Annotated in this window: 22 protein-coding genes and 1 riboswitch; of the genes, 12 read left to right on the top strand and 10 right to left on the bottom strand. The window is 63.1% G+C overall.

From position 1 onward, the window contains the following. Positions 1-7: 7 nt before the first annotated feature. The 5 genes from FFS45_RS02335 to FFS45_RS02315 all read left to right on the top strand — a co-directional run bounded on the left by FFS45_RS02335 (position 8) and on the right by FFS45_RS02315 (position 5355). A complete protein-coding gene (locus tag FFS45_RS02335) occupies positions 8-859 on the top strand; it encodes a carbohydrate ABC transporter permease (RefSeq protein ID WP_137953046.1) in 852 nt (283 codons plus the stop codon). Between the two features lie 79 nt (positions 860-938). Next, a complete protein-coding gene (locus FFS45_RS02330; protein ID WP_137953045.1) occupies positions 939-2918 on the top strand; it encodes a beta-galactosidase in 1980 nt (659 codons plus the stop codon). Positions 2919-3098: 180 nt separating this feature from the next. Further along, positions 3099-4385, top strand: a complete 1287-nt coding sequence (locus tag FFS45_RS02325) for a sugar efflux transporter (RefSeq protein ID WP_137953044.1) — start codon at positions 3099-3101, stop codon at positions 4383-4385. 12 nt (positions 4386-4397) lie between these two features. Then, positions 4398-4796, top strand: a complete 399-nt coding sequence (locus tag FFS45_RS02320; protein WP_137953043.1) for an AraC family transcriptional regulator — start codon at positions 4398-4400, stop codon at positions 4794-4796. A 148-nt stretch (positions 4797-4944) separates the two neighbouring features. Beyond that, positions 4945-5355: a DUF2000 domain-containing protein gene (locus FFS45_RS02315; protein ID WP_137953042.1), complete on the top strand. Its 411-nt coding sequence runs from the start codon at positions 4945-4947 to the stop codon at positions 5353-5355. An 82-nt stretch (positions 5356-5437) separates the two neighbouring features. Here the strand turns inward: FFS45_RS02315 and FFS45_RS02310 are convergent, their stop codons facing one another. From FFS45_RS02310 to FFS45_RS02300, 4 genes are read right to left on the bottom strand one after another with little or no spacing between them, the layout of a single operon-like run. Continuing rightward, positions 5438-6061, bottom strand: a complete 624-nt coding sequence (locus tag FFS45_RS02310) for an ATP-binding cassette domain-containing protein (protein ID WP_137953041.1) — start codon at positions 6059-6061, stop codon at positions 5438-5440. 15 nt (positions 6062-6076) lie between these two features. Then, a complete protein-coding gene (locus FFS45_RS41555) occupies positions 6077-6238 on the bottom strand; it encodes a hypothetical protein (protein WP_171029542.1) in 162 nt (53 codons plus the stop codon). Beyond that, a complete protein-coding gene (locus tag FFS45_RS02305; RefSeq protein ID WP_137953040.1) occupies positions 6235-6639 on the bottom strand; it encodes a hypothetical protein in 405 nt (134 codons plus the stop codon). The genes FFS45_RS41555 and FFS45_RS02305 overlap by 4 nt, the downstream gene beginning before the upstream one ends. A 9-nt stretch (positions 6640-6648) precedes the next feature. Further along, positions 6649-7857: an NAD(P)/FAD-dependent oxidoreductase gene (locus tag FFS45_RS02300; RefSeq protein WP_137953039.1), complete on the bottom strand. Its 1209-nt coding sequence runs from the start codon at positions 7855-7857 to the stop codon at positions 6649-6651. A gap of 151 nt (positions 7858-8008) precedes the next feature. Here FFS45_RS02300 and FFS45_RS02295 point away from each other — a divergent pair, with 151 nt between their 5' ends. From FFS45_RS02295 to FFS45_RS41550, 5 genes are all read left to right on the top strand, one after another. Further along, positions 8009-8803: a helix-turn-helix transcriptional regulator gene (locus tag FFS45_RS02295; RefSeq protein ID WP_137953038.1), complete on the top strand. Its 795-nt coding sequence runs from the start codon at positions 8009-8011 to the stop codon at positions 8801-8803. 113 nt (positions 8804-8916) lie between these two features. Continuing rightward, positions 8917-9008, top strand: a riboswitch (adenosylcobalamin (AdoCbl) riboswitch). Between the two features lie 170 nt (positions 9009-9178). Further along, on the top strand, positions 9179-9979 hold the full coding sequence (locus tag FFS45_RS02290) for an ABC transporter ATP-binding protein (protein ID WP_137953109.1): 801 nt from the start codon (positions 9179-9181) through the stop codon (positions 9977-9979). Positions 9980-10040: 61 nt separating this feature from the next. Then, on the top strand, positions 10041-10958 hold the full coding sequence (locus tag FFS45_RS02285; protein WP_249362552.1) for an ABC transporter substrate-binding protein: 918 nt from the start codon (positions 10041-10043) through the stop codon (positions 10956-10958). Between the two features lie 54 nt (positions 10959-11012). Further along, complete coding sequence (locus tag FFS45_RS02280) at positions 11013-12098, top strand: iron ABC transporter permease (RefSeq protein WP_137953036.1); 1086 nt, start codon at positions 11013-11015, stop codon at positions 12096-12098. Between the two features lie 39 nt (positions 12099-12137). Continuing rightward, a complete protein-coding gene (locus FFS45_RS41550) occupies positions 12138-12290 on the top strand; it encodes a hypothetical protein (protein WP_171029523.1) in 153 nt (50 codons plus the stop codon). A 97-nt stretch (positions 12291-12387) separates the two neighbouring features. Here FFS45_RS41550 and FFS45_RS02275 read toward each other — a convergent pair whose 3' ends face one another. Next, positions 12388-13164: an SDR family oxidoreductase gene (locus FFS45_RS02275; RefSeq protein ID WP_137953035.1), complete on the bottom strand. Its 777-nt coding sequence runs from the start codon at positions 13162-13164 to the stop codon at positions 12388-12390. 223 nt (positions 13165-13387) lie between these two features. Here FFS45_RS02275 and FFS45_RS02270 point away from each other — a divergent pair, with 223 nt between their 5' ends. After that, positions 13388-13972: a TetR/AcrR family transcriptional regulator gene (locus tag FFS45_RS02270; protein WP_137953034.1), complete on the top strand. Its 585-nt coding sequence runs from the start codon at positions 13388-13390 to the stop codon at positions 13970-13972. Between the two features lie 102 nt (positions 13973-14074). Here FFS45_RS02270 and FFS45_RS02265 read toward each other — a convergent pair whose 3' ends face one another. Continuing rightward, positions 14075-15529, bottom strand: coding sequence for an alkaline phosphatase family protein (locus tag FFS45_RS02265; RefSeq protein ID WP_137953033.1), 1455 nt, complete (start codon positions 15527-15529; stop codon positions 14075-14077). A gap of 334 nt (positions 15530-15863) precedes the next feature. Between FFS45_RS02265 and FFS45_RS02260 the strand changes: the two genes are divergently transcribed. Continuing rightward, positions 15864-16778: a CHAD domain-containing protein gene (locus FFS45_RS02260; RefSeq protein WP_171029541.1), complete on the top strand. Its 915-nt coding sequence runs from the start codon at positions 15864-15866 to the stop codon at positions 16776-16778. A 4-nt stretch (positions 16779-16782) separates the two neighbouring features. Here the strand turns inward: FFS45_RS02260 and FFS45_RS02255 are convergent, their stop codons facing one another. The 4 genes from FFS45_RS02255 to FFS45_RS02240 form a co-directional block, all read right to left on the bottom strand. After that, positions 16783-17040 carry a hypothetical protein gene (locus FFS45_RS02255; protein WP_137953031.1) on the bottom strand — a complete coding sequence of 86 codons (258 nt, stop codon included), beginning with the start codon at positions 17038-17040 and terminating at the stop codon, positions 16783-16785. A 108-nt stretch (positions 17041-17148) separates the two neighbouring features. Beyond that, a complete protein-coding gene (locus FFS45_RS02250; RefSeq protein WP_137953030.1) occupies positions 17149-17370 on the bottom strand; it encodes a hypothetical protein in 222 nt (73 codons plus the stop codon). A 223-nt stretch (positions 17371-17593) separates the two neighbouring features. Then, entirely contained in the window at positions 17594-18517 is a 924-nt protein-coding gene (locus FFS45_RS02245) for an NADP-dependent oxidoreductase (protein WP_137953029.1), read from the bottom strand. After that, positions 18514-19581, bottom strand: coding sequence for an alkene reductase (locus tag FFS45_RS02240; protein WP_137953028.1), 1068 nt, complete (start codon positions 19579-19581; stop codon positions 18514-18516). The genes FFS45_RS02245 and FFS45_RS02240 overlap by 4 nt, the downstream gene beginning before the upstream one ends. Between the last annotated feature and the right edge of the window lie 34 nt (positions 19582-19615).

Below are 19615 nucleotides of genomic sequence, written 5' to 3'. Positions count from 1 at the left end.
AGCAGACATGTATCCGATGCCCGTTTCCCGCTGGCGGCCGGGTAGCCGCCTGCTCTACAAACTCTCGCTGCCGTGCGCCTTGTTGCTCTGGCTGTTGCCTTTGCTCGCGGTGCTGGTGACGTCTATCCGCTCCAGTGACGAACTCTCCGCCGGCAACTACTGGGGCTGGCCCGAGCATTTCGCGCTGGTCGAAAACTACGGCACGGCGCTTACGCAAACGCCAATGCTGCATTACTTCTGGAACAGCGTGCTGATCACCTTGCCCTCGGTTGCGGTGTCGATCTTTCTGGCGTCAATGGCGGGACATGCGCTTGCGAACTACCGCTTTCGCGGCAATCTGCTAGTGCTGGCGATCTTCGTGGCGGGCAACTTCGTGCCGGTGCAGATCCTGATGATCCCGGTCCGGCAACTGACGCTCGATCTGGGCCTGTACAACACCGTGTTGGGATTGGTGCTGTTTCATACCGCCTTTCAGACCGGCTTCTGCACACTGTTTCTGCGCAACTTTATCCGCGCATTGCCGTATGAGCTGATCGAAGCGGCGCGCGTGGAAGGTGCGAGCGAGTGGGCGATCTACTCACGCATCGTGCTGCCGCTCGTGCGGCCGGCACTCGCCGCGCTCGGCATCCTCGTTTTTACGTTTGTCTGGAACGACTACTTCTGGGCGCTGTGCCTCACCCAAGGCGATGACGCAGCGCCGATCACGGTGGGTGTCGCCGCCTTGAGAGGGCAGTGGACGACCTCATGGAATCTCGTCTCCGCGGGTTCGGTACTGGCCGCCTTGCCCTCGGTCGCGATGTTCTTTGCGATGCAGAAGCATTTCGTCACCGGTCTCACGTTTGGCGCCACCAAGGGCTAGCGTCGCGAGCCGCGCTAACCGGTATCAACTCGGTCCATACGACAAAGACCATACCCTCACTACGTCGAGCGAGAGCACCATGCATTTAGGAGTTTGCTATTACCCCGAGCAATGGCCGCAGCATCAATGGGAGAGCGATGCGCGCCGGATGGCGGAACTGGGCATCAGCCACGTGCGCATTGGCGAATTCGCGTGGAGCAGGATGGAACCCGAACCGGGCCGCTACGAATGGGCGTGGCTCGATACCGCCATCGGCACGCTGGCAAAACACGGTCTGAAGGTGATTCTCGGTACGCCGACGGCAACACCGCCCAGGTGGCTAGTGGAGCAGCACCCAGAGATCTTGCCGGTCAACAAGGAGGGCGTCACGCTCAAGTTCGGCTCGCGCCGCCACTACGATATATCGAGCGAGGTCTATCGCGAGCATTGCTCACGCATTGTGACGCAGATGGTGCAACGTTATGGCAGGCATCCCGCGGTGATCGCCTGGCAGACCGATAACGAACTGGCGTGCCACGATACCTCGCCGACCTATACGGAGGCGGCGCGCGTGCGTTTCGGCAAATGGCTCGCCACGCGCTACGGCGAAGTGGAGAAGCTCAACGCAGCATGGGGCAACGTATTCTGGAGCATGGAATACCGCGGCTTCGACGAAATCGGCCTGCCGAACCTCACGCCCACCGATGCGAACCCGAGCCACTGGCTCGACTTCAGGCGTTTCATGTCGAGCGAGGTAGCGAGCTTCCATGGGTTGCAAGGCGAGTTGATCCGCGAGCATGCGCCGGGACGCGACCTGCTGCACAACTTCATGGGCTTTTTCACGAGCTTCGACCATTACGAATTTGCTGAGAGCGGTCTGGATGTTGCCGCGTGGGATAGCTATCCGCTGCCGCGTACCGAAGTCCTATGGTTCGACGAGGCTGAGAAGCACCATTGGGCCCGCACCGGGCATCCGGATATTCCAGCCTTCAATCACGATCTGTATCGCGGCGTCGGCAAGGGACGCATGTGGGTGATGGAGCAGCAGGTGGGGCCGGTCAACTGGGCGCCGTATAACCCCGTTCCCAAGGCAGGCATGGCGCGTCTCTGGACGTGGGAGGCATTCGCGCACGGCGCCGAACTGGTGTCGTACTTCCGCTGGCGCCAGGCGCCTTTCGCGCAGGAGCAGATGCATTCGGGCATCAATGCGCCGGATGACAAGCTGACCGCCGGCGGCCACGAGATAGCCCGTGTGGCGCGTGAACTGGCGTCCTTAGGCGCGGCGGCCACGACTCCGGACGCCGTGACGAGCGAAGCCAGACGTGCCCCCGTGGCCCTGCTGTTCGACTATAGCGCTGACTGGATCGTGCAGATTCAACGCCACGGCGCCGATTTCGACTATCAGCGGTTGGTGTTCGAGTGGTACTCGTTGCTGTGCGAGATGGGCGTGGACGTGGATATCCTGCCCGTCACCGCGGATGTCAGCGGCTATCGGCTGATCGTCGCGCCGTCGTTGCCGATCGTTCCCGCCGCGCTGGTCGCGCAGACCCAGACCGGCCCCGGACATTGGCTATTCGGGCCGCGCACCGGTTCGAAGACTACGGACTTCACGATCCCTGCCACGCTGCCGCCGGGTCCGCTGCGGGCGGTTCTGGATGTGCGGGTGTCGCAGAGCGAATCGTTGCGCCCGACACTGCGGCCACCGGTGACCTTCGAAGGTGTGCAAGGGCAGGGCAGAAGCTGGCGCGACCACGTCGAGCCGGGACCGGGCGTGGCGGTGATCGCCTCATTCGACGACGGCGTGCCGGCTGTCTTGCAGGCCGGCCGGGTCCGCATGACGACCGCCTGCTTCGACACTGCATTGCAGCGCGCGGTGCTCGAGCGCTGCGTGCGCGACGCCGGGATCGAAGTGCTGACGCTCCCGCCGGGCGGCCGTTTGCGCCGCCTCGGCAAGCTCTGTTTCGCCTTCAATTACAGCGACATAGTGTGGGCGGTGCCAGCTCCGGAGGGGGCGCGTTTTCTGCTGGGCGGCCGCGAAACCGGACCTTGCGACGTGGCGGCGTGGGTCGATATGCGGTGACATTGGCTACCGACGTGCTAACACGTTCCAGCTAGCTTTGGCATACTGCCGGTTCACCCGTGCGTTGTACCGGCTGCCTTTTTGGGATATCGGTGCGCGCCCCCTTGCCGATAGCCAACTGCCTGCGCCGGGCGGATTCCGCGCGACGCCGCATGCAGTAAGCATTATTTCGCGTCATCGATGAACTACTCCCGGCTCGTCAGTCTCACGCGCATCCCGTCTTTCATGTCACTGGCAGGCGCGACCCTGATGCTCGGGGTCGCCATGTCGTTCACAGCCCCGTACCTATCGCTGTTCGGCGTCGAGCGAGCCGGGATGACGCCGCTCAGGCTAGGGCTTTTCATGACGCTGATCGCCGCGAGCGGGGTAGCGGCGAGCGCCTGGGCCGGCAAGTGGTCCGACCGCCACGGCCATCACCGCACGCTGCTGCTGGCGGCGCTGGGCGCGGCGGCACTCGGTTTCCTGCTGCTGTGTTTCGTGCGCGACTACCGGGCCCTCCTGATAATTGGGATTGCGTTTCTCGGCGCGGGCGGCTCCGCGCTCTCGCTGGTGTTCTCGTTCGGCCGCGCCGCGTTGCCGGTGACGAGCGAGGCCGAGCGGACCTTTGCTACCGCGACGCTGCGGACGGTGTTGTCGGTCGTGTGGGTGTTCGGGCCTTCGGTGGGCGCGTTGGTGCTGGCGGGCACGGGCTTCTACGGGCTGTTTCTGTTCGCTGCGGCGTGCTTCGCCGCCTGTGGCGCGATCATCTGGCGCATGCATGAGGCGCCGGGGGGCGAATTGCATGACGCACCGGATCATGTCCCCGGCGACCCCGCCTCATCGCTCGAGGTCACGACGGTCGAACCGGAAGTGCCGCTCGAACCGGATTTCGTCCATCCGGTGGCGCCTTCGCGTGTGATCTGGCGTTCGGTGCTGGCACTGACGCTGATCGGTCTGGCGGCCAACGCGACCATGATCGTGTTGCCGCTTTACGTCGTCCATGGGCTGCACGGCACGCGTATCGACGTGTCGATCATGCTCGGCCTCGGCGCCTTCCTCGAAATCCCGATGATGCTGGCGCTGGGCGCCCGTGGAGCGACGTTGAACAAGCTGCGCTGGCTGGCCGCGTGTGCCGGTGTGCATATGCTGTACTTCATCTGCGTGGCGGCCGTCAGTTCCGTGTCGTTCCTGATCCCGATGCAGGCGCTCAACGCCTTCGTGGTGGCCGTGACCTCGTGCCTCGGCATGACCTACGTGCAGGATCTGATGCCGCGCTCGCCTGGCGCGGCGACGGCGCTGTTCTTCAATTCGGCGCGGGTCGGCTCGATCCTCTCAGGGGTGCTGTCCGGCTTGCTGGTCGCCGGGGTGGGCTACAGGGGCACGTTTCTGTTTTGCGGCTGCCTCGCGCTGGGGGCGCTGATCCTGTTTGCGGATCCGCCGTGGCGCAGGATGGCGCAGAATGCCCAGGACTGGTGGGCTAACCGATAAAGCGCGAGGGCAGTGATAACCGCACACAACTGGGTGGATCTACGCCAGCGCGCAAGCAGCGGAATAGAAACGCTACGTGCGCATTTTGAAGGCCATGCCTACGAGCGTGAATGCCTGGACGCCCATCTGCACGACGACATTGGACTCGATGATCTGGCAATCGCCTGCGGCGTCTACCGCTTTCGCCTGACGCGTGCGTTCAAGGCCAGCTTTGGATTGGCGCCGCATGCCTATCTGATTCAGTTGCGACTTGCCAAAGCACGCCAATGGCTGGCGCGAGGCATGGCGCCGGCCGAGGTCGCGCATGCGCTGTGTTTTGCCGACCAGAGCCACCTGGGCCGCTGGTTCCGCCGTGCTTACGACCTGACGCCAGGTCACTACAGCAAGCGCTGCACAAACGTACCAGACTGAGCGCCCGACTACGATTACGCTTGCCGGGAAACGGTCCTTCCTGAGGAAGGCCGTCGGGATCTGCGCAATGGGGTTTCGCACCGCGTCACCCTACGGCCACCCTGGCCCGCAGGACGAATCAACGTGAACTGGCAAAGGAATGGAAGGGATGGAGTTCGATACAAAAGTCGCGCTGGTGGTTCGCGACGACCTGGCGTCGTGGCAGAAGCTCAATGTCACGGCGTTTCTGGCAACCGGGATTGCGGCGGCGGCCCCCGAGGCGATCGGAAAACCCTACGCGGACGCGAACGGCAGGCAATATGCCGCGTTGCTAGGGCAGCCCGTCATGATCTATGGCGGCGACGCTGACGGACTGCTGCGGGCATTTCAACAGGGGCAGCAAAGAGAGTTGACGCTAGCGGTCTACGTGAAAGCAATGTTTTCCACCGGCAATGACGACGACAACCGGGTCGCATTCCTTGCCGAGCCGGCGGACCGGCCCGACCTGGTGGGGATTGCGCTGCGCGGGCCGAGGAAGATGGTCGATAAGGCCGTCAAGGGCCTGTCGTTGCATCCGTGACGTTGTATCCGCGGCGCGGGCTGCTACCGTGCCTCGTCGCGGCGAGCAGCAGCGTTGCTTCGCGTTGCGTCTGGAGCGCCGCTTAGCCGCCCGCTGTGAGATCCGCAAAGCTGACCGCTTGCGCTTCGCAAGCATTCGTCAACGCCGTGTCGTAGCTCGTAAAGAACACCACGCGGTCTCGCCCCAACTCCTTGAACAGATCGATCAGGACAGCACGCCCAGCGGCGTCGAGGCCGCCGCCCGGCTCGTCTGCGATCACGACGGCAACCCGGCCGAGCGCCGCAGCGCTCAGGCAGATTTTCTTGCGCGTGCCGAACGACATCTGCTCGAAGCGCTTCTCCAGATGCGGCGTCAGACCGAAGCGGTCGGCCAGTTCGAGCGTGCGGCTGTCGAGCGTGGTGTGCCTCTGCGCGGCGACGTCTTCGAGAAACGCACGTCCTGTCTGCATTGAGGATGCAAGGCAGTCCTCAGGCACGTAGGCGACTGCGGACTTCGCCGCGAGCGTAGCGGTGCGCAGCGAATGTCCACCGAGCCAGACCTCGCCGGCGTCGGGTTCGATCTCGCCGGCCAGAATGCCAAGCAGGGTCGATTTGCCGCTGCCGGATTCATCGTTCAGTGCGATACACCCTGCGTCCACGCTATAACGCAGGCCCTGAAAGAGAGTGTGCTCGCCGTAGCGTTTGCACAGATTCTCGAATCGAAGCATGAATGATCCAGATTGTCAGACGAAGAAGATGCGCCGTGAAGCGGCGGCGAGTCCAGCCGCCGTTGCCTCGCGGCTACCCGCTTCGGCCTGGATCTGAACGTCCCGCAGCGCGACGATATCCTGCGCAACACGCGCCGTAAAGCGGTGTTTCGTGCGAACGGGTCCGTGCAGGCTCAACGCGGCGATGCGCCGAGCAGGCCATAGGCCATCGAGCGCGCGTCCTCCGCGGACGCTGCGATATCCATCGTCACGCCGAACGCTTTGGCGACCAGGGCGGACTGCAGCTTCAATGCAGCCCGTTTGATGCTGTCCGGTTCGATCGCCAGAACCGCCTTGCATTGCTCCGCAAGCAGCAGCTTGTTGCGCTTGAGCCAGAGGCCCCGCGTCTTGCGGTCTTCGTGCGCCTCCTCCGGCTGGCCTTCCTCGAAAATGATCACGAACGGATCGGTGCATGTCATCAGCGCATCCATTTCGTGCTCCCACTGCACCGCATAGCCTGGTTTGATCTCGCTGCGGCGTGTCCAGACGATCGGGAAGTCTTCGATGTCATGTACGATAAAGCGGACGATTGACTGCATAGCTCTCCTTTACGCATCGCTAGTATTGATGGTGGCGAACAAACGGCGCGCACCGTCTTCGGAAGCCAGAATCGCGGCTTGCGCCCACTCGCGCATCGCGGCTTCATAGGTGGTGACGGCGTGTTCCAGCTCGCCTGGTGCCGATATCGCTTCAGCGAGCGCTGCGGCATCGCGCAGCGCTGTGTTGGCGCCTACTCCGCCGGCCGGGCTCATGGCGTGGATCGCATCGCCGAGCAGCGTCACGCAACCGGGACGCCACGTTGCAATCACCGGCGCAGCGCTGCGAACCGGCAGCGCCGCGAGGGTGCCGGGGTCGCCGTGCGCGAAGAGCGCACGCAGTTGCGGATGCCAGCGGTGCACGAGGCTGGCGACGAGCGCCGCCAGGCGCGCCGGGTCGAGCGTCCCGATCGCGCCCACGCCCAGCGTGGCGCGTGGGCCGATGAAGGCCCAGTAGACGTAGTCATGCACCGGACTCAACCGGCATTCCGGTGCAAGCCTGGCCGCGATGGCGGGTAGCGGCGCCGAAAACTGCATGGCGTCCAGAATCGCTGTGAAACCGTCCGCGAAGATCACGGAAGTGCCCGTGCTCAGCGTGGTGCCGATGAGGTTGCGCAGCCCCGCAGTGATGATCGACTTGCCATACAGGCAAACCGCGCCGGTATCGGCGGGCCGCGCCGAGGGCAGGAGCTGGCTGCGCACCGCGGAGTTCACGCCGTCGGCGCCGACCAGCTGCGTTGACGCCACCTCGCTTCCATCCTCGAAGCGCACGCGTACCCCGTCCTCTGCGCTGGCATCGAAGCGCTGAAACGTCGCGCCGAAATGCACCCGCTCCTCGATGCCCGAGAGCAGGATCTCGCGCAAGCTCTGCCGGTTTGCGCTGAGGTCGGGAACCTCGGCCTGAAGGTTGCCGGCGGCCTCTGCTGCCTGCCAGCTCCGTGCCGGCCGCCCTTCAATCGGCTCCATGTCGTGGTTCAGGAACCGGACCTGAGTCGAGACGCTGCAGCTTTGCCGGAACAGTTCGTAGTGGTGCGCGGGCAAGCACTGCGCAAGCGCGCGCTGCCCGTCGGCGTTGATCCTGATCCGATACCCCTGGTTGCGGGCAGCGGCCTCAGGGTCGCGCTCATAGACATCGAAGGCGATCCCCGCCCGCTTGAGGCCTTGCGCGAGGCATAAACCGCCCAGCCCAGCGCCGATGATCGAAACATGCCGGTGTTGCATTCGTTCTCCCGTTGCGTCAGGAGCAGCCATTCCCCTGCTGCTCATGCTGTCTAGGCTAACGGCCAGGCGCGTTAGCCTGATAATGACAGTCGGACGATAAACAATGAAATTCGGCCAAAGTCGATCAGGTTCGCCTCGGAGGGGTAAGTGCATGACAGATCTAAGCGATCGGCCAGACGGCCCCGCGCTGTACGCGTTCTGGGGTACCGAGGCGGCTGAAAACGAATTCCGTCTCGGCACGCGGGAATACGAGTGGCATCGCCACGTGCGCGGCCAGCTCTTCTGCATCGAAAGCGGCCTCGTGCGAGTCCGCACGGCACGAGGCTCGTGGTTGTTGCCGCCGCATCGCGCAGGCTGGATTCCGGCTGGTGTCGATCATGAGGCGAGCGTGAGCGGTGCGCTGAGCGGGTGGGGTGTGATGCTACGGCCGGATGTGCTTCACGGCCTGCCCAGCGAGCCCTGTGTGATGGGCGTGAGCGAGATGCTGCGCGCCCTCGTGCGGCGTGCCGCCAGCTGGGGCGCAGAGGCGGATCTGCAGCCTGAGCAGGAGCGCATCGTCGGCGTGCTGCTCGATGAAATCCGGCTCGCTCGCCGTGAAGCGCTGTATTTGCCGTTACCTGTCGAGCGCCGCCTGCTTGCGATGGCCAACCTGCTGATCGAGCATCCGGAAGACGAACGCACCTTCGACGAGCTCGCGGCGTGGGCGGGTCTTTCGGCGCGCACCGCACGCCGCCACTTCGCCGCGCAGACGGGGATGAGTTTCGTGCATTGGCGCCAGCAGGCGCGCCTCGCGCTCGCGCTTGAGCAGCTTGCCGGCGGCGAAGCGGTGGCGAGTGTGGCGGATGCGCTGGGCTATGCCACGCCGAGCAATTTCATTGCGATGTTTCGCAAGGCGTTCGGTGAATCGCCGGCGCGCTATTTCTCGAAGCGGCGCGATACGGAATAGGCCGCGCGCGAAGCAGACCCGATGCATCGGATGCATCTGATGCTCGCGTCAGTGCGCCGTTGATGCTTCACAATAAATCCAACCGGCATTGATTCGCACGTAAAATGCCGCCCATACGACTCGTGGAAGCTGGTGCAAATCCAGCGCGGTCGCGCCACTGTGACCGGTTTCAAGCGAAACCGGAAGTCAGACCTCGGCGTCGTATCCCTCTTTCCAGCTTCGGGGCGCGCTATCCCCGGGAGATGCCCGTATGACCCATGCTTCGCTCGATCCGGGCTACCGGCCGGACCGTTCGTTCCTTGTTCGTTAGCCCCACCTTACCGTATCCCAGACACCCCGTCCTGGCCGGACCGCGATTCCATGAAAGAAGCAGGCATGTCGTCATTGCTGGTATCCGAAATCGACTGGTCGCCCGTCGCGAACGGCGAGCGCGCGTCCAGGATTCTTCGCGCGGTGAGTCTGGCGGCGAAGCCGGGCGAGTTCGTCGGCCTGGTGGGACCGAACGGCAGCGGCAAGACCAGCCTGTTGCGCTGCGCATTTCGCTTCAACGCGCCGCTCGCCGGGACCATTGAGATCGACGGCGAGGACATCTGGAAGAAATCGGCGAAGTGGCAGTCGCAGCGCGCCGCAGTCGTTTTGCAGGAGTTTCCGGAGGATTTCGGGCTGACCGTGCTCGATGTCGTCTACATGGGACGCACACCGCACAAGACGCTCTTTAGCAGCGATACGCCTGACGACGCCGGCATCGTCGATGCCGCGCTTGAGAAGGTCGGCATGTCGGCATACCGCGAACGGAATTTTGACACCCTCTCGGGCGGTGAAAAGCAGCGTGTCCTGCTGGCGCGAGCACTCGCGCAGCAGCCGACCCTGCTGATTCTCGATGAACCTACCAATCACCTCGATCTTCAGCATCAGATCGAATTGCTGGCGCTTGTGCGCCGCATGGGCATCACCACACTGGCGACGATCCACGATCTGAACCTGGCCGCAGCCTATTGCGATCGCCTGTACGTCATTCACCAGGGCGAGATCGTCGCGCATGGCACTCCTGACGAAGTCATCACCGAGCAGTTGCTGGCCGACGTCTTCGGCGTAGCGGCGATCGTCGATGCGCATCCGGTGTCCCGCCATCCCCGCATTACCCTACTCACTCATGGAGAACACCCCCGTGCCTAAGCACCTCTTTGCCCGCCGCTTGAGCGGCGCGCTCGTTGCCGGCCTGCTGGCGGCCGCAACCATGTCGAATGCTTCGGCAACCACCTATCCGGTCACGATCCGCAGTTGCAACCGTGACGTCACGTTTGCAGGGCCGCCGCAACGGGCAATCAGCAATGACGTGAACCTGACCGGCATGATGATCGCGCTCGGCCTGAAAAACCGCATGGTCGGATACACCGGCGTGAGCGGCTGGAATACCGGCACCGCGGAACTGAAGGAATCGCTCGGCACATTGCCTGAGCTGTCGAAGGAGTATCCGTCGGTCGAGACGCTGGTCGGCGCAAATGCCGATTTCTATTTCGCCGGCTGGAACTACGGCATGAAGGTAGGTGGCGACGTTACGCCCGCTACGCTCGCGCCGCTCGGGATTCAGGTATATGAGCTGACCGAGTCGTGTGCGCATGTCATGAAGCGCCCGGCGGCCTCGCTTGATGATGTCTACCGCGACCTCGCCAACCTCGGCAAGATCTTCAATGTCGAGAGCCGGGCCGATGCGCTGATCAAGGACATGCAGACCAGGATTCAGGCCGTCTCCGCGAAAGCCGGCAGCGATGGCAAGCCGGTCAGCGTGTTCGTCTACGACAGCGGCGAGGACCGTCCTTTTACGGCCGGACGGGAAGCGATTCCCACGGCGTTGATCGCTGCCGCCGGCGGGCGCAACGTGATGGACGATCTCGACGACAGCTGGACGCGTGTGAACTGGGAAACGGTGGTGGCGCGCAACCCGCAGGCGATTGTGATCGTCGATTACGGCAGCGTCACCGCGGCGCAAAAGGAAGCGTTCCTGCGTAACAACCCGGCGCTCAACAAGATGGACGCCGTAAAGAACAACCGCTTCATCGTCCTGCCTTATGACGACGCGACCCCCGGCGTTGCCAATGTGCGCGCGATCGACACGCTGGCGAAAGGGCTGCACCCGGCGGCGTTCCAGCCATGACAGCCTGGCCAGCCCGGCATTGCGCCATCCGCTTCGCGTTAGGCGCCGGTCTTCATGCGACGTCATGACAGCCTGAGCGGCGCGCTGGCCACCCGGGCATGGTTTGCCGCGGGCGAGCGGGCTTACGGCTCCAGCGTGCTGCTGCTCTGCCTGGCGGCGCTGCTGGCGTTGTCCGTGCTCGTGGCGATCGGTATCGGCCCGGTACAGATTGCGCCGGCGGTGACATGGAAGATTCTCTCCAGCCATGTGCTGCGTTTGCTGACCGGACACGAGAGCACCGGTGGGTGGTCCGGCGGACAGGACACGATCGTCTGGCTGATCCGTTTTCCACGCGTGATTCTTGGCGGCCTGGTCGGCGCCGGACTCGCGCTGGTCGGTGCGGTCCTGCAGGCCGTCACCCGCAATTCGCTGGCCGATCCGCATTTGCTGGGCGTGACCTCGGGCGCGACGCTAGGCGCCGTGACGGTCATTCTGTATCTCGGCGAAACGATCGGTATTGCCACGCTGCCGATCGCGGCTTTTGCCGGTGCGTTGCTGGCCATGTTCATTGTCATTTCAGTGGCGATGCGCCATGGGCGGCTGAATTCCGACCGCTTGCTGCTGTCGGGCGTGGCAGTGTCGTTCTTCGTGATGGCAATGGCGAACCTGCTGCTGTTCCTGGGCGACCATCGTGCTTCGTCCTCGGTGCTGTTCTGGATGCTTGGCGGCCTCGGCCTCGCGCGCTGGAATCTGTTGACGATTCCAGCGCTGGTCCTCGCTGCCGGCTTCGTGTTCCTGACGGCGACGGCGCGTTCATTGAACGCCGTGATGGCGGGCGACCAGACCGCCGCGACGCTCGGTATCAACGTGTCGGCATTGCGGATTCAGGCGTTCGTGGTGGCTTCGCTGATGACGGGGGTGATGGTTGCGATGAGCGGTTCCATCGGCTTCGTCGGCCTGATGATTCCGCATATCGCGCGCCGCCTTGTCGGCGCTGATCATCGCCGGCTACTGCCGGTTTCTGCGCTGCTGGGCGCGATTTTCCTGATCTGGGTCGACGTCGCCGCACGCACCGTGATCGCGCCGGAGGATTTGCCGATCGGCGTCGCAACGGCCGCAATCGGCGGTGTCTTTTTTGTCTGGCTCATGAAGCGGCGTTAGTTCGCTACACGGATTTCTCAACTCTCTCCAAGGTATTTGATGCAAGTCCGAAAACTACTGGCCGCATTTACCGTGGCCGGTTTGTCCTGCGCGGCGGGCGATGCGCAGACCGCCGAGATTGCCGAACTCGACGAGGCCTCCTCGACGAAGAGCCAGATGCCGATCGTCACGGGTATCAAGCACAGCTTCTAAAAACGCTGAGCCACCACCGCCCGCCGCTGACGCGCTTCACCGAGCGTCGGCGGCGGGAAAATTTCAGCCAAAAAGATTAGCTTTACTACCTAACACATCAGGCTTGACGCAACACCTGCGAACCCCACGGTGCGCCGGTCGTGCCGCCGTCGACCACAATCTCCGCGGCGGTAATCCCCGCTGCATCGTCAGAGGCGAGGAACAGCGCAGCCGCAGCGACTTCTTCCGGCGTCGCGAGACGGCCCAGCGGAATACGCGGCGCGAGCGCTGCTTCAGTTCCGTCGAGGGTCGCGCCGGCTCGCGCCCCGCGGGTCCAGATCGGCGTGCGCGTGCCGCCGGGGATCACCGTGTTCACGCGGATGCCGCGCGTCACCAGTTCGGCCGCAAAAACCTTCGCCATCCCCGTGATCCCCGCCTTGGTCGCGGAGTAGGCCGCCGAGCCCGGTGAGCCGAGTTCGCGCATGACCGAGCCGTTCAGAATGATCGAGCTGCCGGCGCCCATCAACGGCAAAGCTGCCTGAACCGTGAGAAAAACAGCGGTGAGGTTGGTGCGCAGAACGGCTTCGAATGCGGCAGCGGTTGTGCCGCCGAGCGGTGTCGGACCGGAGATGCCGGCGTTGGCGAACACAATGTCGAGCGAACCGTAGGCGTCTTTGATCTGTTGAATCACCGCGTCGATTGCGCTGGGATCGTCGAGGTCGGCCTGGATGCCAAGTACGTTTGGCCCGAGCTCGGCCACCGCGCTGTCGAGCTTGGCGCGATCGCGCCCGGTGATCGCCACCCGGGCGCCTTCGGCGACCAGACGCTTTGCAGCAGCAAAGCCAATCCCGCTATTCCCGCCCGTGATGAGCGCTGTTTTCCCGGTAAAACGCATCTTCCTTCTCCTGTGTAGGCAGCGCGAGATCATGGCCAAAGCCGCATCTGCTCGCGTCGCATGAGCCTGAAACCTGTTTCGCGGCGCCGGATGGCAGCCGCAGTCGAATCGGTACGAGCATCGTCAACATCGCAAATCTGCATGTTGATCGTCATGCACAATTTCAGTATTATGCCCATCATGCAGATTGTCAAGCGTCACGGGTGCAAGGAAGGGATGAAAAATGGGCTATTCGCAGGCACAAAAGGCTGAGAGCCGGCAACGCGTCCTCGAGAACGCGTCTCGGCAGATTCGCGAGCACGGCATCGAAGCGCTCGGCGTGGCGGACTGCATGCGTAGCGCGGGGCTAACGCACGGCGCGTTTTATGGGCATTTTTCGTCGCGCGATGCGTTGATCGTGGAAGCGCTCGAGTACGCGCTGAAGCAGAGCAAGGAGCGCATGGCGGCGCGCAGTATCCATGCGGGCAAGCGTGCGGATATCACGCTACAGTCGATCGCCGAGACTTTTCTCAGCGAGCAGCACCTCGATAACCCGGGTAACGGTTGCGCGCTGTGTGCACTGGCCGGCGAGGCGCGGCATGCGAGTGCAGATATCCGTGCAATGCTGACGAAGTATCTGCGCGAACTGACCGCGTTGGTTGCCCAGGCCGCATCCTGCGAAAACGAAAAATCCGCGCTTGGCATTGTCGCGACGATCGTGGGCGCCATTACGCTGGCGCGTGCCGTGGACGATGACAAACTGGCCCGGTCGATTCTCTCTTCGTCGCTCGCGTTGGTGATGACGCAGGATAGGGCAAGGGGGGAGTAAGTCAGCGCCGCCGATGCCGGTATGCGCGGCCCGCCCAGGCCGCGCGTGCCTGGTGCATGCCCTCACCTAAGCGGCGTCGCAGCAGCGCCTGCATCGCATCACTCAACCGCGTACATGCACGGTATCCAGCGTCTCGCGGCTCTTGAGCCATGCTTCGGTGCGCGAAGCAATGTAGTGCGCGTATTCGGCATTGGTTCGCAAAGCCGGCATCTGATGATAGGTGCCGCCATTTGCGTCCGGCACCAGCAAGCGCGACACCAGTTCGGCATGCACCTGCTGCAGATGCGAGGGTTGCTCCGCCGCGCTGTTGCTGCCGCCCGAAGTCGGCACCGTTACCGAAGCCAACGGATCGTCGGTGCGCGGTGTAGTGAGCGTTAGTGCGTCGCCCACATCGGGGGCGGCGGCATCGCGTGCGGTCAGGGCGGGCAGACCCCAACGGGTTTCGACCGTCTTCAGGATGGAGGTGTGATCGAGCGGCATCGTGCCTGCCGGCACGCGGAACACCGTGCCTGGCGCGATGAGCGGCGAGACCAGCACGGTCGGCACGCGCAGACCGAAACGCGTGAAGTCGAAACCGTACTCGCCCGCCGAGTTATCCGGCGGCACGGCGCCCGACGGCGGCGCCACGTGGTCGTAGCAACCGCCGTGCTCGTCGTAGGTGATGATCAACAGGGTCTGGTTCCACTGCGCCTCGTTGCTGCGCAAAGCGTAGTACACGTCGTGGATAAATTGCTCGCCCAAGGCCACATCGTAGTTGGGATGCTGGCTGTTGCCGGCGGCGTCCCAGCTCGGTTCAAGGAATGTATAAGCCGGCAACGTGCCGTTTTTCGCGGCGGTCTGGAAATCGGTGAACAGACCGAAGTGGTCGTCGGACGCGTGGGTGGTGTCTGGAAAGTTGAGCCGCGTCAGCGGTTGCTGGTCGTAACCGTAGATGACCCAGCTTTGATTGTGTTGCGACAGCAAACCGAAGATGCTCGGCGAGGTATAGGTCTTGGTGTTGTCGTCCATGTGCCCCTGACTGGTGGCAGCGCACACGAACGCGCGGTTCGGCATGGTCTCGGTGGGCACCGAACTGAACCACTGGTCGCATACGGCGTAGCCACGCGCGAGCCCCGAGAGCACCGGCAACATCTCCGGTGTAAACATCCCCATGATGTCCGAGGCAACGGTGCCCGGCAACACCGACCAGCTCGGCTTCTTCGATTCCCAACCCAGCGTATACGCATAGTCGGTCACGAAGCCCTGGTTGGTGGCCACTGGCGGCGTGGGTGCGGCCACCGTGCCGAACAACTGCGAGTTGGTCGCGCTATAGCCTTCGCCGGGATCGGCGCCTGGCTGAAAATAGGCGTTGTTGTCGCCGGCCTGAATGGCGTACACCTGTACCGCTTCGCCGCTAGAAGACGGATTGGATTCGTTGCCGGTCAGCCCGTCGAAAGGCTGGCCCGAAAGCGATTGATTATTCCGGTCCGCATAAAGAAAACCTAGCATATGATCGAACGAACGGTTTTCCAGCATCAGGACCACGATATGCTGAATCTCGCCAAGCTGGTTAGCCATAGATAACTCCTTGGTTGATGTCGTTTCGATACCCGGTATGCATGACGCAGCAAGCTCGTTGCAAGTCACTGCTTCGGAGTGCGCCAGAGCGTCCGTTCGAAATACGGTTCGGACACGCGCGGTTTCGTGTTTCCACAGTCATGCGTCCGAGGCTTCGACATTGAGGTTCGCTGCAGGTTCGGCAGGCCGTCGCATTCGTTGTGCCAACCCAAAACGTTTCACAGCTTCGTTACTTTTTGATGTCGCACAGTGGTCATGCTTGAGTTCTGTTTGGCTGTAGCGGTCGCGCGTTGTAGGATTGAAAAGGATCATGGCCCAAAAGGCGCACCCCATCATGAGCACTCGTCCGGTTACCGCCGAATCGGCAGACACCCGTTCGCCATCGCTTGCCGCCAGCGTTGGCCGTGCCGGGCAGATCGACGTTTCAATGACTGTTGCCGACACGTTTGCACTGCTTGCCCAGTCGGTTTGCGGCGAGGCGCTAGACCGTGTGCATAAGCTCGAAGCCGGCGCCGCCCCTGAGGATCTGCACAAGCTCCGGGTGGCAATGCGCCGCTTGCGGACACTCTGGTGGGCCTACGACCCGCTACTCGACAAACACGACGCGAAGCTGCAACGCCGCGAGTTCAAGTCGCTGGCGGACGCCGCCGGCAGGACGCGCGACTGGGATGTCCTGCACGAGCTGATTGCGGCCGCCGCGCCATCGCATAAGCGTTCGTTTGCCTGGCTGATTGAGGCCATCGAGGCGCACCGCGCCGATGCCTTGTCGTTCAGCCTGAAGGCAATCGGCAACGCAGGTGTCGAGCGGATACTTCTGCGGGCGGTGGCCGCAGCACGTGTGCAGCTCGAGGTGCATGGCGCCAGCCAACCCATCGCGGCGTTCGCCGAAGAGCGCGTGCAAGTCGCCGAAATGGCCTTGAACAAGCGCGTCAAACGCGCAATTTCAGCCGACGATTCGGATTACGGCGCGCTTCACGAGGTCAGGATTGCGGGGAAAAAACTGCGTTACCTGCTGCAGTTCTTTGCGCCGGTGCTGAACGGCGGCCATCAGGCTGTGATCGAACATCTGACTGCGCTGCAGGATGAACTCGGTACGCTGAATGACCAGGTGACGAGCGAAGCGTTGCTGCGCGAGTATGCATTCCAGCTAGGCGAGGCGAAGCGGGTCAAGGAAGCGATTACCTACCTGCAAAAGCAGACCTCGGATCACATGCACCGCGTTCACGAAATACTGCGTAAAGAAGCGTAGCGCGTCAGCGTTTGGCGCGTCCTGTACCTGCGTTGGAGGTGCTTGCGCCGGTCTTGCGCTTTTTCGATTCGGCGCGCCGCGACATATCGGTCAGCAGCCACCTTGCGACGACTTCAGGCGCGTTCATGCCGAAGTCGGAGAATTTGATTTCGTTCTCGTAGTAGACGATGACGGTGCCCATCATCACGCGGTAGCGGCCGCGGTGGTGCGAGCCGTTTAGCTCGATTTCGATTTCTTTGGTGGTTTCATAACTTGCGTCCATCTACTGCCGCCCTGCAAATACGTTAGGCGACGAACTTACCGAACCGGATTGAGCAAGTCAACGGAAGAAAAAGAAACAAAGCGTTACCGCCCGGCGGAAATAGCGCCGCTATGCCAGCTCCGAGCGCCGCAGTCCGCCGTCATGCTCCCATTGTGCTTCGGCTCGCTCGCCGTCAGCACGTGCTTGCGCCTGCGAGGAAAATACCTCCTCGCTAAAAGCAACCACTTTTTTGCCGGTGCCCTGCAACCGTTCGATTGTCAGTGCCCAGTGCCAGCCGCCTTCCTGTTCAAATACGTGCAGCGTCAAATCAGTTATGCGCGGATGTGTCATGTATGCCTCCGCAGTAAGGGGGCCCGATAGGCACGCAGGCCCCAAGCTCCGCTCCACTCAGCATAGGCGCATAAATGCTGCGCTGCAACATCCTTTTTAGATTATTTTTTCATGACATTAGCTGACGCATTGCGTGGGCATTCCGGAAATTCATAGACTCATTCGGACAACGAATCGAAATGAGCCTATGACAGCCATGCGTTTGGTCGTGCTACGGTCTCAACTATTGGAATTTGACGACGGCTTTGCCTGGGCCATGCCCCGTCTTGTTCCGCTCGATTGCCTCGGCCGCTTCGCTCAGGTTCACGATTTCGGAGACCTCGGCTTTGAGTTCGCCCAGGGTGACCTCGCGCGCAATCTGTGCAAGCTGCGTGGCATCCGGGCGCATCTGAAGCCAGATGCCGCGCTTGCCCGGCGGCGTTTGCGTTGCGATCTCAGGCGCAGCCGTGCTCACGATTCGGCCATGTTCAGCAACGATCGGCCAGGAGGCGGTCAGCACAGGTCCGCCGACAAGATCGAGCACCAGATCGACGTTCTGCACGACTTCCGCGAAAGCCGTGGTGCGATAGTCGATAACTTCATCGGCGCCCAGGTTGCGCAGATAAGCGTGATGGATGTCCCGCGCAGTGGCGATGACGCGCGCTCCGGCACGCCGCGCCAGTTGCACCGCGAAACTGCCGACGCCGCCTGCTGCGCCGTGAATCAGCACAGTTTGACCGCGCTTCAACTCGCCCGCCTCGAACAGCGCTTGCCATGCTGTCAGCGCGGCGACCGGAATGGCCGCGGCCGTCGTATCGCTGAGGTTATCGGGGATGGGCGTCAGTTTGTCGGCAGTGATCGTCACGTAATCGGCATACGTACCAATGGCGCCCAATGTGCCCATCACCCGCTCGCCGACAGCAAAGCGTGTCACGCCTGCGCCCACTTCGGCGACCTCGCCGGCCAGTTCGACGCCAAGCGTTGCCGGCAACGGCAGCGGGAAAACGCTTTGCAGCAGGCCGTCGCGGATTTTCCAGTCCAGCGGGTTGATACCGGCCGCGCGAACCCGGACGACGACTTCACCGGCAGCGGCCGACGGCACGCCGATAGGGTCGATCGAGACGGCATCGGCTCGGCCGTAAGCGTGGATGCGAAGCGCGCGGTTCATTGTGCATTCTCCAGAACGGGGTAGTCGATATAGCCTTGCGGGCCGGCCGAGTAGAAGGTGTCGCGCTCAGGTGTGTTGAGCGGCGCGTTCTTCGCGAAGCGCTGCGGCAAATCAGGGTTGGCGAGATAGAGGCTGCCGAATACGGCTGCATCCGCACCGCCCTCTGCGATCAGCGTTTGCGCACTGTCCTTGCCGAGACCGCCACCGTGCAGCAATGGACCGTCGAACAGGGGACGCAGGAGCGCGCGGTAGTCGAACGGGCTGCCGGTTTTCGCCACGTGCAGATAGGCCAGCTTGAGCTCCCCGATGCGCTGGACGAGGTACTGATAGGTTTCCTGCGGCGCGGCGTCGCTCACGCTGTTAAAGCCCATTTCCGGCGCAATCTTGATGCCGACGCGATCGCCGCTGGCCTCTTCGGCCATGGCGCTCAGCACGTCCAGCACGAAGCGCGCACGGTTGGCGAGCGAGCCGCCGTAACGGTCGGTGCGCTGATTGGTTCCGGAGGACAGGAACTGCTCCGGCAGGTAGCCCGAGGCGGCATGCAACTCGACGCCGTCGAAACCGGCTTCGAGGGCGTGACGTGTGGCAAGCCGATACTCCTCGACGATGCCGGGGATTTCATCGGTTTCCAGCGCACGCGGCACCACGAAGTCCTGCGGTCCCGAGGCGGTGAAGACCTTGCCTTGCGCCGCAATCGCCGAAGGCGCGACCGGCGTTGCATGGTCCGGCAGCAGGCTTGGATGCGAGATGCGACCGGTGTGCATCAATTGAAGAAAGATCACGCCGCCCTTGGCATGGACCGCGGCGGTGATGCGCTTCCAGGCTTCGATCTGCGCGGCGGAGTGGATGCCTGGCGTGCGCACGTAGCCTTTGCCCATCGGTGACGGGAAGGTGCCTTCGGTCACGATCAGCCCGGCTTCTGCGCGCTGGGCGTAGTACTGCTCGGCGAGCGGGGAGGGCACGCCGGTTGCATCGTCGGCGCGGGAGCGGGTCATCGGCGCCATGACGAGGCGGTTACGCAAGGTGTGGCGGCCAATACGGGTGCTTTGGTAGAGGGGGTTCATGTCTATTCCTTGGTGAGTGAAGGTGTATCGACAG

The sequence above is a fragment of the Burkholderia sp. 4M9327F10 genome, assembly GCF_005503145.1.
Classification (GTDB): Bacteria; Pseudomonadota; Gammaproteobacteria; order Burkholderiales; family Burkholderiaceae; genus Paraburkholderia.
Note: the sequence above shows the minus strand (reverse complement) of the source record. Positions and strands in the feature narration are given on the sequence as shown.

What these genes read in the sequence shown, in the direction of transcription:
- FFS45_RS02335 (WP_137953046.1), top strand. Translation starts at nt 8, where the DNA reads ATGTATCCGATGCCCGTTTCCCGCTGGCGGCCGGGTAGCCGCCTGCTC.
- FFS45_RS02330 (WP_137953045.1), top strand. Translation starts at nt 939, where the DNA reads ATGCATTTAGGAGTTTGCTATTACCCCGAGCAATGGCCGCAGCATCAA.
- FFS45_RS02325 (WP_137953044.1), top strand. Translation starts at nt 3,099, where the DNA reads ATGAACTACTCCCGGCTCGTCAGTCTCACGCGCATCCCGTCTTTCATG.
- FFS45_RS02315 (WP_137953042.1), top strand. Translation starts at nt 4,945, where the DNA reads ATGGAGTTCGATACAAAAGTCGCGCTGGTGGTTCGCGACGACCTGGCG.
- FFS45_RS02310 (WP_137953041.1), bottom strand. Translation starts at nt 6,061, where the DNA reads ATGCTTCGATTCGAGAATCTGTGCAAACGCTACGGCGAGCACACTCTC.
- FFS45_RS02305 (WP_137953040.1), bottom strand. Translation starts at nt 6,639, where the DNA reads ATGCAGTCAATCGTCCGCTTTATCGTACATGACATCGAAGACTTCCCG.
- FFS45_RS02300 (WP_137953039.1), bottom strand. Translation starts at nt 7,857, where the DNA reads ATGCAACACCGGCATGTTTCGATCATCGGCGCTGGGCTGGGCGGTTTA.
- FFS45_RS02295 (WP_137953038.1), top strand. Translation starts at nt 8,009, where the DNA reads ATGACAGATCTAAGCGATCGGCCAGACGGCCCCGCGCTGTACGCGTTC.
- FFS45_RS02290 (WP_137953109.1), top strand. Translation starts at nt 9,179, where the DNA reads ATGTCGTCATTGCTGGTATCCGAAATCGACTGGTCGCCCGTCGCGAAC.
- FFS45_RS02285 (WP_249362552.1), top strand. Translation starts at nt 10,041, where the DNA reads ATGTCGAATGCTTCGGCAACCACCTATCCGGTCACGATCCGCAGTTGC.
- FFS45_RS02280 (WP_137953036.1), top strand. Translation starts at nt 11,013, where the DNA reads ATGCGACGTCATGACAGCCTGAGCGGCGCGCTGGCCACCCGGGCATGG.
- FFS45_RS41550 (WP_171029523.1), top strand. Translation starts at nt 12,138, where the DNA reads ATGCAAGTCCGAAAACTACTGGCCGCATTTACCGTGGCCGGTTTGTCC.
- FFS45_RS02275 (WP_137953035.1), bottom strand. Translation starts at nt 13,164, where the DNA reads ATGCGTTTTACCGGGAAAACAGCGCTCATCACGGGCGGGAATAGCGGG.
- FFS45_RS02270 (WP_137953034.1), top strand. Translation starts at nt 13,388, where the DNA reads ATGGGCTATTCGCAGGCACAAAAGGCTGAGAGCCGGCAACGCGTCCTC.
- FFS45_RS02265 (WP_137953033.1), bottom strand. Translation starts at nt 15,529, where the DNA reads ATGGCTAACCAGCTTGGCGAGATTCAGCATATCGTGGTCCTGATGCTG.
- FFS45_RS02260 (WP_171029541.1), top strand. Translation starts at nt 15,864, where the DNA reads ATGAGCACTCGTCCGGTTACCGCCGAATCGGCAGACACCCGTTCGCCA.
- FFS45_RS02255 (WP_137953031.1), bottom strand. Translation starts at nt 17,040, where the DNA reads ATGGACGCAAGTTATGAAACCACCAAAGAAATCGAAATCGAGCTAAAC.
- FFS45_RS02250 (WP_137953030.1), bottom strand. Translation starts at nt 17,370, where the DNA reads ATGACACATCCGCGCATAACTGATTTGACGCTGCACGTATTTGAACAG.
- FFS45_RS02245 (WP_137953029.1), bottom strand. Translation starts at nt 18,517, where the DNA reads ATGAACCGCGCGCTTCGCATCCACGCTTACGGCCGAGCCGATGCCGTC.
- FFS45_RS02240 (WP_137953028.1), bottom strand. Translation starts at nt 19,581, where the DNA reads ATGAACCCCCTCTACCAAAGCACCCGTATTGGCCGCCACACCTTGCGT.